The organism is Nocardioides sp. SRI_004, assembly GCF_057586415.1.
The window spans coordinates 134364-146572 of the sequence record NZ_JBYCZV010000005.1 but is presented as its reverse complement, the minus strand read 5'-3'; the positions used below and the strand labels follow the sequence as shown (position 1 = coordinate 146572).

Sequence of the window (12209 nt, the reverse complement as noted above, 5' to 3'; positions counted from 1 at the left end):
ACCAGGTAGCAGGAACGAGACAAGGGATGGCGATGAGCGAGAACGACGTCCACTACGACGTCCATGCGGTCGAGAAGAAGTGGCTGCCGGTCTGGGAGCGGCTCGACCCGTTCCGTGCGGACGACGCGGTCGTCACGTCGGGGGAGAAGCCGAAGCGCTACGCGCTGACGATGTTCCCCTACCCGAGCGGTGACCTGCACATGGGTCACGCGGAGGTCTTCGCGCTCCACGACGTCATCGCGCGCTACTGGCGCTTCCGCGGCTACGAGGTCCTGAACCCGATGGGCTGGGACTCCTTCGGGCTGCCCGCCGAGAACGCCGCCATCCGCAACGACGAGCACCCGGCGACGTACACCTACGCCAACATCGAGACGCAGTTCGAGTCGATGAAGCGCTACGGCATCAGCTTCGACTGGTCCCGCCGGTTGCACACCTCGGACCCCGAGTACTACCGGTGGACCCAGTGGCTGTTCCTGAAGTTCCGGGAGCGCGGGCTGGCCTACCGCAAGAACTCGCCCGTCAACTGGTGCCCCAACGACCAGACCGTGCTGGCCAACGAGCAGGTCCTGGCCGACGGCACCTGCGAGCGCTGCGGCGCCGAGGTCACCAAGCGCGAGCTGACCCAGTGGTACTTCAAGACCACCGAGTACGCCCAGGAGCTGTACGACGCCCTGGACGGCCTGCAGGCCACGTGGATCGACAAGGTCGTCAACGCCCAGCGCAACTGGATCGGCCGCTCCGAGGGCGCGCACGTCCGCTTCGACGTGGACGGCCACGACCCGATCACCGTCTTCACGACCCGCCCCGACACGCTGTGGGGCGCCACCTTCATGGTGGTCGCCGCGGACGCGAAGCTGGCCGCGGAGCTGGTCTCCGACGAGCAGCGCCAGGCGCTGGAGGACTACGTCGCCGACGTGCGCAAGGCCTCCGACATCGACCGGCTGGCCACCGACCGCCCCAAGACCGGTGTCTTCCTGGGCGTGCACGCCGTCAACCCGGTCAACGGCGAGCGGATCCCGGTGTGGGCCTCCGACTACGTGCTGGCCGACTACGGCACCGGCGCGATCATGGCCGTGCCCGCGCACGACCAGCGCGACCTGGACTTCGCCCGGGCGATGGACCTGCCGGTGCGGCGGGTCGTCGACACGGGCGAGGACAACCCCGAGGAGTCCGGCGTCGCGACCGGCGGCAACGGCACCTACGTCAACTCCGGTCCGCTGGACGGCCTGACCGACAAGACCGCCGGCATCCACCAGGTGATCGAGCTGCTGGAGGCCGACGGCCACGGCAGCGGCACGGTCAACTTCCGCCTGCGCGACTGGCTGCTGTCCCGCCAGCGCTACTGGGGCGCGCCGATCCCGGTCATCCACTGCCCGGTCGACGGCGAGGTCCCGGTGCCGGAGGACCAGCTGCCGGTCGAGCTGCCCGAGCTGCGCGGCGCCGACCTGAAGCCCAAGGGCACCTCGCCCCTGGGCGCGGCGACCGAGTGGGTCAACGTCAGCTGCCCGACCTGCGGCGGCCCGGCGACGCGCGACACCGACACCATGGACACCTTCGTGGACTCGTCCTGGTACTTCTTCCGCTACCTGTCGCCGCACGACGACAGCCAGGCCTTCGACCCGGCGCTGGCTGCGGCGTGGGGCCCGATCGACCTGTACATCGGTGGCGACGAGCACGCGGTGCTGCACCTGCTGTACGCGCGCTTCTTCACCAAGGTGCTGCGCGACATGGGCCTGATCGACTGGGACGAGCCGTTCTCGGCGTACCTGTCGCAGGGCAAGGTCATCAACAACGGCCGCAAGATGAGCAAGTCGCTGGGCAACGGCGTCAGCCTGGGGGAGCAGCTCGACTCCTTCGGCGTGGACGCGGTGCGGCTGACCCTGGTCTTCGCCAGCCCGCCCGAGGACAACATCGACTGGGCCGACGTCTCACCGGCCGGCTCGGCGAAGTTCCTGCAGCGCGCGTGGCGGCTGTCCGGTGACGTGACCTCGGCCCCGGGCGTCGACCCGGCGACGGGTGACGTCACGCTGCGCAAGGTGACCCACAAGACGGTGCACGAGGCCGCGCAGCTGCTGGAGTCCTACCGCTTAAACGTCGTGGTCGCCCGCGTCATGGAGCTGGTCAACGCCACCCGCAAGGCGATCGACTCGGGCTGCGGCCCGGAGGACCCGGCGGTGCGCGAGGCGGCGGAGACGGTCGCGATCCTGCTGTCGCTGGTGGCGCCGTACACGGCCGAGGAGATGTGGGAGCGGCTGGGCCACGAGCCGACCGTCGCCCAGGTCCCGTGGCCCACGGTCGACGAGGCGCTGCTGGTCGAGGACGCCGTGACCGCGGTCGTCCAGATCCAGGGCAAGGTGCGCGGTCGCCTGGAGGTCTCGCCCGACATCAGCGAGGCCGACCTGGAGGCGGCGGCGCTGGCCGACCCGGCGGTGCAGAAGGCGATCGACGGCCGCGAGGTCCGCAAGGTGATCGTGCGGGCTCCCAAGCTGGTCAACATCGTGGTGTGATCGGTCCGTGTCCGTAGCAGTCGTCACCGACTCCGCCTCGACCGTCCCCGCCGAGGTCGCGGCCTCCGGCCTGGTCCACGTGGTCCCGCTCCAGGTGATCATCGACGACGAGTCGTACGACGAGGGCTCGGACGGTGTGACCCCTGAGCGGATCGCCGCCGCGCTGCGCGAGAAGCGGGCCGTCAGCACGTCGCGACCGGCGCCCGCCGCCTTCTCCGAGCTGTACGCGCGGCTGGCCGACGAGGGCGCCACCGAGATCGTGTCGATCCACCTGTCGGCCGAGGTGAGCGGCACCTTCGAGTCCGCCCTCGTGGCCTCGCGCACCGCGCCGGTCCCGGTCACGTGCGTGGACTCCCGGCAGGTCGGGGTCGCGACCGGGTACGCCGTCGAGTCGGCCTGCGCCGTCATCGAGGCGGGCGGCACGGCCGCCGACGCGGCGAAGGCCGCGCGAGCGCGCGCCGAGGCCGCGACGTCGTTGTTCTACGTCAACACGCTGGAGTACCTCCGGCGCGGCGGCCGGGTCGGTGCCGCGGCGGCGGTCTTCGGCGGTGTGCTCGCCGTGAAGCCGCTGCTCGGCATCGTCGACGGCGTGATCGCCCCGCAGGCCAAGGTGCGGACCGCTGCCAAGGCGATCGCCCAGCTCGAGGCGATGGCCGTGGCGGCCGCGGGGGAGCAGCGGGTCGAGGCCTGCGTCGCCCACCTGGCGGCCGAGGAGCGGGCGACCGCGATGGCCGAGCGGCTCGCCGAGCAGCTCGGCGACCGGTTGGTACCGTCCCGCGACGGCAGCCCGGTGCGCTGCGTGGAGCTGGGGGGCGTGCTCGGCGCGCACGTGGGGCCCGGGATGCTCGCCATCTGCGTGGCGCCGGTTCTCGACGACTGAGCGGCACACCAGCCCCGCGCGCCACCCGACCGTCCCGTAGCCGTCCACAGGCCGATGCGCCGGCGGGTCGTCCTCCACAGGCGCCGGGCTGCGCCCGGTGACCAGACGGCTCGGCTGCCTAGCGTGCCGGCATGCACTCCCGACGCCCACCCGCCGCCGACACCGCCGCGCGCCGCCTGGCCCTGATCGCCGCCGGTGCCGGCGGGGCCGAGCCCGCCGGCGGCGCCGTCGACCGGGCCCTCGGCGGCGACACCGTCGACACGACGGCTCCCTGGTGGGCGGACCACACCCGGGTGGCGGACCGGGGAGCCCCGCCGTCGCCGGCCGGCGTCACGCAGCCGGCTCACGTCCCGGAGCCACCCCCGGCGATCCCGGTCCCGGGGCGGCATGCGGCACGGCGTCGTACCTCGTGGGGGGTGGTGGCTGCGGTCCGTGACCGGGTGCCGCCGCTGGCGCCGGTCCACGTCGCCGTGGTGGCCCTCGTCGTCGCGGTCGGGCTGGCCGTCACGACCTGGTGGGTGGTGCGCGACGACCCCGAGCCCCCGGTCGCGCCGGTCAGCGCCGACGCCGTGGAGCCGCTGGTGCCGGCCGCCTCGCCGTCGTCGGCAGGAGCGGCGACGGCAGGACCGGCCGCCGCAGGTGCGGGCGGGCAGGTCACCGTCGACGTCGCCGGCAAGGTGCGTCGCCCGGGGATCGTGGTGCTCGATGCCGGCGCCCGGGTCACCGACGCGGTCGAGGCGGCCGGCGGGGCCAAGCCGAATGTCGACCTGTCCTCGATCAACCTCGCGCGGGTGCTCGTCGACGGGGAGCAGATCGTCGTCGGCGCTCGCGGTGCGCCGGCCGGGGCAGCCGGGGCGTCCGGCCCGGGCAGCGCTGCCGGTCCGGGTGCCGCGCCGGTCAACCTCAACCTCGCGTCGCAGGCCGAGCTGGAGTCGCTGCCCGATGTCGGACCGGTCACCGCGCAGGCGATCATCAGCTGGCGGGAGGAGCGCGGCGGGTTCACCAGCGTCGACGAGCTGCTGGAGGTCGACGGGATCGGCGAGAAGACCCTGGCGAAGCTCGCGCCCCACGTGACGGTGTGACGGGGTGGCGACGCGGTCAGCAGCGCCGTCAGGTCCGCCGTCAGGTCCGCCGTCAGGACGCGCCCAGCAGCGCCCGGTGGAGGACCGCGATCAGCTCGCCGCGCGTGATCATCCCGACCAGCCGGTCCTCCGCGTCGACCACGGGCACGTTCTTGTAGCCCTCCGAGGTCATCGCCGGGACCAGCTCGGCGACCGGGGTGTCCTCGCGGATCGTGGTGACGTCGGTCCGCATGATCGAGTCCACGGTCTCGAGCTCGACCAGGTCGCGGGTGAAGAGGTCGATGATCGACACGACGCCGATCACGTGCCGCTCGTCGTCGACCACGGGCAGGGTCTTCACCTGGCGCTGGACCAGGAGCGTCCGGGCGCGATAGATGGACTCGAACGGGTGGGCCACCACGACGTCGCGGTTCATGATCCGTGCGACGGGGATCGACCCCAGCCGGCGGTCGAGGGCGTGCGTCTCGGCGTCCCGGACGATCGCCACGACGTCGGCGGGGAGCACGTCGAGGCGGTCCGCGAGCCGCTTCATGGCCTCCTCGACGTCCGGGGTCGTGATGCCGAGCTCGGTCGCGGCGCTCGCCGGCGACGGTGGTGCCGGGCGGTGGGGGTAGCGGCGGCCGGTGAGGTTGTTGACGGCGACGGCCACGACGAGCAGCGCCGCGGTGTTGACCGCGACGGGCGTGAGGACGAACAGGACGCCCTGCTCGTGGATCGCCGGGGTGGCCGTGGCCGCCAGCAGGGCGCAGGCGCCACCGGGCGGGTGGAGGCAGCCGAGCAGCATCATCGTGCCGATCGCGGCGCCGACCCCGAGGGCCGCGGCCAGCAGCACGTCGTCGACGAGCCAGTGGGCGCCGAGGCCGACCCCGGTCGAGATCAGGTTGCCGCCGAGCACCGGCCACGGCTGCGCCAGCGGGCTGGCCGGCACCGCGAAGAGCAGCACGGCACACGCCCCCATCGGGGCGACGATGAACGGGAGCATCTCAGGGCCGCCGGGCACGGCGCGGGCGGTCGCACCCGCCACGGCGATGCCGACGAGGGCGCCGAGCGCACCACGCGCCAGCTCGGGAGTGGTGTAGCGGCTCACGGCGATCACCCTAGGGTGCACCCGCGGAGCGTGGCCCGTGGCTGAGCCGGATCCCGCCACCCGCCCTCCGCACGACTTCCGGGTGCCGGTGCTGGGCTGCGCCGCGTGGCTGGGCGGGATCGCCGCCGCTCGCGCCGGCGAGCTGGCCGGTCCCGTGCTGGCGGGGCTGCTGGCCGCGGCCGGTGCGCTCGCGTGGAGGGGCCGCGGGGGTCGGGCCTCGCCGCGGCAGCGGCTGGTGCTGGCGTCCGTCGTCCTCGGGGCGGCGGTCCTCGCTGGTTCGCTGCTGCGGCTGGAGGCGGTGGCGACGAGTCCGTTGAGCGCGTGGGCGGGCGACCGGGCCACGGCCGACCTCGTCGGCACGGTGGTGTCCGACCCGCGGCTCGTCGAGGGGAAGTGGGGCGACCGGGTCGTCGTACGGCTGCGGGTGGAGGAGGTCACCGCTCGCGGGGAGCGCCGACGGCTCGGTGGGTCCGTGGTCGTCCTCGGGGACCCGGTGTGGGCCGCGGTCGAGCTCGGCGAGCAGGTGCGGGCGGAGGGACGTCTCGCCCCCTCGGACAGCGCGGAGGTCGGCGCGCTGCTCATGTCGGGCCGGCCGCCGGTGCGGATCCGCGGTCCCGATCCGTGGTGGCGCGCGGCGGGGGCCGTGCGGGCGTCCATCCGTGCGTCGGTGGCGCACCGGCCGCCGGCCCAGGCGGGCCTCGTCCCGGCCCTCGTCGACGGCGACGACGCCGCCCTGCCCGACGAGGTCGAGGCCGACTTCCGGACCACGGGACTGACCCACCTGACGGCGGTGAGCGGAACAAACAACCGACTGTCATAGTGGTCACATGAGCACACACACCACGGGCCAGAGGCAGGCCACTACAGGCAGGGCAGGGGAGAGGGCCAGCAACCCCACAACCCCGCACCTACGGGCATCTGAGGACGTTCTGACGGGACGGGAGTACCTGCGCGTCAGTCAGGACCGGGCAGGCACCGGCAAGAGTCCTGATGAGCAACACGACGACAACGCGGCACGGTTCCCCGGTTCGCTGCACCCTGACCCGTACAGGGACGACAACCGGAGTGCATCCCGGTACGCCACGAAGACCCGTGAAGATTTCTCCCGGTTGCTCGATGACCTAGCCACGGGGAAATTCGGTGCCGATGCCCTCGTGTTGTGGGAATCCTCGCGCGGCTCCCGCACCGTCAAAGAATGGGTCACGCTGCTAGACCTTTGTGAGACTCGTAAGGTCCGGATCTTTGTCACCACGCATGACAGGACGTACGACCCCACGAATGGCCGTGACCGTCGCACGCTCCTAGAGGATGCCGTTGATTCTGAATATGAATCCTCTAAAACGTCGTCTCGTGTTCGTCGGCACACTGCCAAGAATGCAGAGGCAGGCATGCCGCACGGAAGAATCCTGTTCGGCTATGACCGTCTCTACGATTACGACGCCAGAGGGAACCGCACTTTTCGGGAACAGGTGATCCGAGAAGATCAGGCAACCATCGTTCGTGAGGCTGCATCCCGGATCGCGGCAGGAGATTCCTGTTACGGGATCGCTAAAGACCTCAACTCTCGTAAAGTGCCGATCCCTCACAAGCCGATTAATGATCGCAACATTCCGGAATGGAACGGCGCTCAGATTCGGAGAATGCTTCTGAACCCCGGCTACATCGGAAAGCGTGTACATCAGGGGAAGATCGTTGGTGATGCCGTGTGGCCCGCCATTCTGACTGATGAACTTTTCTTCAAGTGCCAGCGGATTTTGACGGACCCAAAACGGAAGCAAATCAAAGACGGTTCGATCAAGTACCTATTGAGTGGAATTCTGACGTGTGAGAAGTGCGGACGCATCGCCCGCGTGATGCCGCAACGTGGCGGATACCGGACGTACTACTGCAAGGATTTCTGTACGTCTCGCCGTCTCGACTACGTGGATTCCTTCGTTGAGGAATTGGTCATTGCTCGACTCTCTGACCCTGAGGTTTTGACTCTCCTCAACTCAGCCAATGAGGGAGCCTCTGACGTTCTCGACAAGATCGAGAAGAAGCGCACCATGCTTGAGGAAATGGAAGACCTCGTAACTACTGAGGAACTCTCCCCGGCATCGTTTGCGCGCATGGAAAAGAAGACCCTTGCTGAGATTGAGGCTCTAGAAAGAGAGGCTCACAAAAACGATGTGGCTCCCGTGATCCGTGAAATGTCAGGACCGGATGCCGAAGCAAAGTGGAACGCTGCATCGCTGATGAAAAAGCGGGAAGTGATTCGTACGTTGTTTCTCGGAATCACAATGATCCCCGTTCCTGCTGAGGATCGTGGCAAGCGTGGATTTAATGAGAACCTGATAGACCCCGTTTGGATTCCGGGAATTGATCGGCTCCCCGTGAAGCGGAAGACCGTCAAGATTCCTGCCCGCGTTGCCAGGAACCACAAAGAGGGAATCAGGGCAACAAAGGCACGGAAGATTGCTGACGCTGCACCGGCTCTCACTCCGTCCCAACTGGACACCGTAAAGAGGGCACTTTCCAACTGAACAAGAAACGGCACTACAGGTGAGCAATCTGACAAACTCTGCCTGTAGTGCCGTTTCGTTTTTGCGAACAGGAACGGGAGAGCGAAGGGAAAATAACTCTCTCCCGTTCCTGTTCTGTTGTGAGGCAGGGGAGCGGAACCATAGTCACCCCGGTTTCTAGGACCGCTCAACCCTTCCCCGGCACTCTGAGCCATGTCCGACCCAAACGGCGCTCAGAGTGCGGTTTCTGTGGCTCTCAGTGCGTTACCTGTCGTGGTTTGGTCAGGGGATGACGCGAGAGATAGTTCTGAATCGCAATCCTGATGATCTGCGCGTTGTTCATCCCGTGATAGTCCGCCAAATTGTCGAGATGCTTACGCGTCGAAACGGTGAGGGAGAGATGAACCTTCTTTGTGCGCTTCTGTGTCCGGTCATCTCGCCACGCAAAGTTTGTTGCCAACTGCTGATTCAGGTCTAGGTACTGCATCAGGATCATTCGAATCATGAACGTTGGCAGTACGCCGTGAACTTTTGCGATTCCCTCAATTGCTGACCACATCTTCGGGGTTGCGAAAAAGTAGACCGGCTCAACAAACCGTTCGTTTCCCCGTGGTGAGATTTTCGAATTCGGATCGCCCCATGCATGAGTCATGACACGAAAACTTCTGTGTAGGCAACGTCTTTGAGTCCCGTCACCTTTCGCCAACCGATGATTGGTCGAGTTCCGTACTCAGGCAATGTGAGTTCTCCCAAACCGTCAATCGGTGCGTCACCCATGAGAGCGACTGTCACCCGAGAGACTTCCTGAGTCCCGTTACTTGACCTGACAACACGTTCCCCGGCACTGATCCGCGCTTTGTACGGTTCGGGATCGCCATAAATGGGATTGCCGTAGTCGTCGTATCCGATGAGGCCACCGGGGAGCGTCACAGTTTCGGGATACCACCGGGGATGAATCATCGTGCCGTCTTTCGGTACCTGTTGAGAGTCGTAATCTCAACCAACGTCCACCCGTACAAAGTTCCGTGAGTGATCTGGTAATCCCCAAACTCTTCACGCTTTGCCTGTTCAGGATTCATGACCGTTCGGGCTGTTGCCATGATGAGAACGGAACGAATCTCAGGAACGATCCCGGTCACGTCGCCGTCATCATCAATCTCGAAGCCCTTGCCGCGCGTGTATGCCTTTGCGAGTTCAGTAACGATGCCGACGTGAATCCCGGCAAGGGTGACGAGTTCTGTTTCGCCACCCCTGCCAAGAAACGCGGCAACCTCTGTCCCTGTAGGAACACTGACGATTGCCATTGTTGGATTCCTTACTCAGTCACGCCACGGAGAATGACGACAGCCTCAGGGTTGATCGGTGCAGCGTCGTAACGGGTGATAACCCTCAGTGCCTGCTGGTCATATTCGGCGTATCGCTCTGCAAGGACCGTCACAGACGGATCAAGGTCACGAGCAACGGCAACCTGAGCAAAGTCAGCAAGAACGATTGCTGACTCTGTACCGGCTCCAAGAGTTTTTGGAATCCGGTTGGTGACAGTTACGGGGTATCCCAAAAGCAGATACTTGCCGCGCTCAGTCGGGTCAGGGGTCAACTGGTAACGCTGCTGACTGTCTTTGATCTTCCGGAGATTCACAAAGTCACGGGAATTCATGACCCACCGAACCGCAGCGCTTTCCGGGTCAACCTCTGCGCCAAGCGCAAGACCGATTGCATCGTGAAGGTCATCAAGAGACGGCACACCGACAGCGGCCATTTCCTGAGTGTCGTCCCAATTCAGAATTCCGGTTGGCGTGATCTTGCCAGCACCATCGGGAGTTCCGTCGCCGTTGTAGAGCGCTTCGTCAACCTTTCCGGCGACGTCGATAACGAGACGGTTCCTGAGTGACTGATCCAAGGAAGTGACGGTCTGACGCGCAAGTTCGTTGCTGAAACGAACAATCGTCTTCACGCTCTTGAGATTCGACGGAAGCAAAGTGATTTCCGTGAATGTCGGATCTTCCTCACCGATCAACCCATTTTCCGCAACCCAATCGGGCGAGGTTGCGTTAGGAAGCTTCGGAACACGAACGGGAGAACCATTCGAATTGAAGATGTTGGAACTAGGAACAGAGGCAAGGAACGTGCTTCGCTTCTCAAGCGGAGAGACCAAGACCTTCTGAACCTGATCCTGAGTGAGTGCAGAACTGTTTGCAGTAGAAACGGGCATAACTAGACCCGGTGCCTTTCTGTCGAGTTTGTGAGTTCTCAACTAGGCATCGGGTCTAGTCAGTGCGGTTGTGTCATCAGGACACGGATTCAGTTTGTGGCGGGATCAACCCGCGTTAGTTCGAAGAATACCGGCAAGTGAGAACCCGTCATCCTGACTGGTCACACCCTGACCGATATTTCCTTTTGCTGCCCTGTAGGCAAAGTGAGGTTTCCGAGAAACTAGGTCCTCTGCCGCTTCCTTGATCTTTGCGGGATCTGGAAACCCCTCGTCATCGGTCATCGTCTCTTTGTCGAATTCCAAATCTGTCGGGTCAGCAAGGATTCCGTTTGTTGAGTCTCTGATGACCGTCTCTGTCAGCCGGGTCAGTGCCGCATCTCCCTTGCGTGCCTGATCCCGGTATCCCTGAGACTCACGGCGCAACTTCTGGACGTAGGCACGGGTGAAGGTCTGTCCGTCCGCTCCCTGCCCCTCTGTGTCTGCCTCTGTGCCGTTGTCAGGGTCTTCCTGGCCCTCTGCCCCGCTCGATCCCTGTTCGTCGTTCTCAGGGTCGCTCTGGTGGCCCTCGTCGGGGTCAGGATTGGTTTCAATGGGTGTGGTGGTCATGCCGCGTTCCCTTCCTTGGTTGTGATCTTGAGAGTTCTAAGAGCGGAGGGATTAAATCCGAGCCTTTCGAGAAGAGGAATCGGCACGTCATTGAGTGTCCCGGCAATTTTCGCGGCTGCATCGGCTTCCTGCGCAATGGTGCGCGTTGCCGGATCTGCCCAAAGCGGGGAAATGTGCTGATCGTCTTTCAGTTGCTTTTCAGCGACCTGATAAGTCAATCGCTGCACCTTTTCCCACGAACGGCCAAAGGTCCGCATGCGTGCGTGTGCCCGTGCCGTGAGGGATGCCTCAGACGCACGGATCGAGTCGGCAGAGACGGGAGCGTTGCTCAGAACCCCCACGTAGTGCGCGGGAAGCGTGCTGACGGCCATGATCTGCCCGTACAGGACACGGACGGCAGTTTCGTACGCTCCCAAATCGGAAGTGCTGAACGAACCAAACCGCGCGGCGTCGTTCTCGGAAGTCCATGCTTCTTCGCTGTCGTTGTTGGTTTCAAAAGGGACCTGAGCATTTCCGGTTGGTTCTCCGGTGTCGTCGTCTTCTTCGTCTTCCAATTCAATGCCGGATGCCCACCTACGGGGACGCGCGTAATACTCAGAGGAAACCATCAGGTCACTGAGAATCTTTGTGAGTCCGTCAGTTGCCGGGATTACGTCACGAATCTCTGAAACTCCGTCCTCATCAACGAGACGGTCAGTGTTTTTGAAAGGCACAACCGGAACGACACCTAGGGGATTGTCGATCGGTTCTCCCACCACTTCCCACGCACCAGCAACGGGAGCGGTTCCGTGATTTGCTTCAAACCGGATGATTTGATCCGGGAGATAGAGAACCGCCACATCCTTTTTGTGCTCCGGATTCTCAATGTCGGGACGACTCCATTTTTTGACTGCCCACAACACTTCGTGAGTTCCGGGATCTTCGTACGCGTACATCTGGCGCGCCGATTCGGCGGAGAGAACGGGATTCTTCTTACCGTCTCCCCAAACGATGACGAATGACCTACCTAGCGCCAGTGCCTCACGGTGAACCGAAGCGCTCTGCTCATCCATGTCATTGCGGTTCCAGACAGACCATGCCCATTCGTCAAGGTCGCCGTTGTTCGTGATCCCGATAATCCGCATCCGTTCCGCAATCGAGTTGACCACCAGACGGGGAATGTTGACATTCAATTTGTCCAAACGACCTTTGAGCGCTTCCCTTGTCTTTGGCGGGAGGAACGCTAGCGGCTGCTCACCGTTGTAATACTCGTCCAATTTCTTGAGCGGAGACTGTCGCTCTTCCAATTTGGAGAGAGCCACGCGCAAAATCTTGTGCTCTTTGGTTTCCTGCAT

Annotated in this window: 11 protein-coding genes; 5 read left to right on the top strand and 6 right to left on the bottom strand. The window is 64.7% G+C overall.

What is annotated here, in order from left to right; all coding sequences use genetic code 11:
* The first annotated feature begins 26 nt into the window (after window positions 1-26).
* The 3 genes from leuS to AC2YHB_RS08445 all read left to right on the top strand — a co-directional run bounded on the left by leuS (window position 27) and on the right by AC2YHB_RS08445 (window position 4469).
* Complete coding sequence (gene leuS / locus AC2YHB_RS08455) at window positions 27-2507, top strand: leucine--tRNA ligase (RefSeq protein ID WP_487353778.1); 2481 nt, start codon at window positions 27-29, stop codon at window positions 2505-2507.
* Window positions 2508-2514: 7 nt separating this feature from the next.
* Window positions 2515-3387: a DegV family protein gene (locus tag AC2YHB_RS08450; RefSeq protein ID WP_179647515.1), complete on the top strand. Its 873-nt coding sequence runs from the start codon at window positions 2515-2517 to the stop codon at window positions 3385-3387.
* Between the two features lie 131 nt (window positions 3388-3518).
* The gene (locus AC2YHB_RS08445) at window positions 3519-4469 is read left to right on the top strand and encodes a helix-hairpin-helix domain-containing protein (RefSeq protein WP_179647514.1); all 951 of its coding nucleotides are present in this window, start codon (window positions 3519-3521) and stop codon (window positions 4467-4469) included.
* A gap of 52 nt (window positions 4470-4521) precedes the next feature.
* On the opposite strand, the gene AC2YHB_RS08440 is transcribed toward AC2YHB_RS08445, so the two are convergent.
* A complete protein-coding gene (locus tag AC2YHB_RS08440; protein ID WP_179647513.1) occupies window positions 4522-5556 on the bottom strand; it encodes an HPP family protein in 1035 nt (344 codons plus the stop codon).
* A 37-nt stretch (window positions 5557-5593) separates the two neighbouring features.
* Here AC2YHB_RS08440 and AC2YHB_RS08435 point away from each other — a divergent pair, with 37 nt between their 5' ends.
* Together AC2YHB_RS08435 and AC2YHB_RS08430 are read left to right on the top strand one after the other, a co-directional pair.
* A complete protein-coding gene (locus AC2YHB_RS08435; protein WP_487353777.1) occupies window positions 5594-6376 on the top strand; it encodes a DUF4131 domain-containing protein in 783 nt (260 codons plus the stop codon).
* 7 nt (window positions 6377-6383) lie between these two features.
* Window positions 6384-8078 (top strand): recombinase family protein, encoded by a 1695-nt coding sequence (locus AC2YHB_RS08430; RefSeq protein ID WP_487353776.1) that lies wholly within the window; start codon window positions 6384-6386, stop codon window positions 8076-8078.
* A 235-nt stretch (window positions 8079-8313) separates the two neighbouring features.
* Here the strand turns inward: AC2YHB_RS08430 and AC2YHB_RS08425 are convergent, their stop codons facing one another.
* The 5 genes from AC2YHB_RS08425 to AC2YHB_RS08405 form a co-directional block, all read right to left on the bottom strand.
* The gene (locus tag AC2YHB_RS08425; protein ID WP_487353775.1) at window positions 8314-8709 is read right to left on the bottom strand and encodes a hypothetical protein; all 396 of its coding nucleotides are present in this window, start codon (window positions 8707-8709) and stop codon (window positions 8314-8316) included.
* Window positions 8710-9013: 304 nt separating this feature from the next.
* Window positions 9014-9361, bottom strand: coding sequence for a hypothetical protein (locus AC2YHB_RS08420; protein ID WP_487353774.1), 348 nt, complete (start codon window positions 9359-9361; stop codon window positions 9014-9016).
* An 11-nt stretch (window positions 9362-9372) separates the two neighbouring features.
* Window positions 9373-10269, bottom strand: coding sequence for a phage major capsid protein (locus AC2YHB_RS08415; RefSeq protein WP_487353773.1), 897 nt, complete (start codon window positions 10267-10269; stop codon window positions 9373-9375).
* A gap of 105 nt (window positions 10270-10374) precedes the next feature.
* Window positions 10375-10875, bottom strand: a complete 501-nt coding sequence (locus tag AC2YHB_RS08410; protein ID WP_487353772.1) for a hypothetical protein — start codon at window positions 10873-10875, stop codon at window positions 10375-10377.
* Window positions 10872-12209: a phage portal protein gene (locus tag AC2YHB_RS08405; protein ID WP_487353771.1), complete on the bottom strand. Its 1338-nt coding sequence runs from the start codon at window positions 12207-12209 to the stop codon at window positions 10872-10874. Before AC2YHB_RS08405 ends, AC2YHB_RS08410 begins: the two co-directional genes overlap by 4 nt.

Excerpts from the sequence above, each read along its gene's own strand:
- AC2YHB_RS08410 (WP_487353772.1), bottom strand. The coding sequence starts at position 10,875 with ATGACCACCACACCCATTGAAACCAATCCTGACCCCGACGAGGGCCAC.
- AC2YHB_RS08430 (WP_487353776.1), top strand. The coding sequence starts at position 6,384 with ATGAGCACACACACCACGGGCCAGAGGCAGGCCACTACAGGCAGGGCA.
- AC2YHB_RS08405 (WP_487353771.1), bottom strand. The coding sequence starts at position 12,209 with ATGCAGGAAACCAAAGAGCACAAGATTTTGCGCGTGGCTCTCTCCAAA.
- AC2YHB_RS08420 (WP_487353774.1), bottom strand. The coding sequence starts at position 9,361 with ATGGCAATCGTCAGTGTTCCTACAGGGACAGAGGTTGCCGCGTTTCTT.
- AC2YHB_RS08425 (WP_487353775.1), bottom strand. The coding sequence starts at position 8,709 with ATGACTCATGCATGGGGCGATCCGAATTCGAAAATCTCACCACGGGGA.
- AC2YHB_RS08445 (WP_179647514.1), top strand. The coding sequence starts at position 3,519 with ATGCACTCCCGACGCCCACCCGCCGCCGACACCGCCGCGCGCCGCCTG.
- AC2YHB_RS08415 (WP_487353773.1), bottom strand. The coding sequence starts at position 10,269 with ATGCCCGTTTCTACTGCAAACAGTTCTGCACTCACTCAGGATCAGGTT.
- leuS (WP_487353778.1), top strand. The coding sequence starts at position 27 with ATGGCGATGAGCGAGAACGACGTCCACTACGACGTCCATGCGGTCGAG.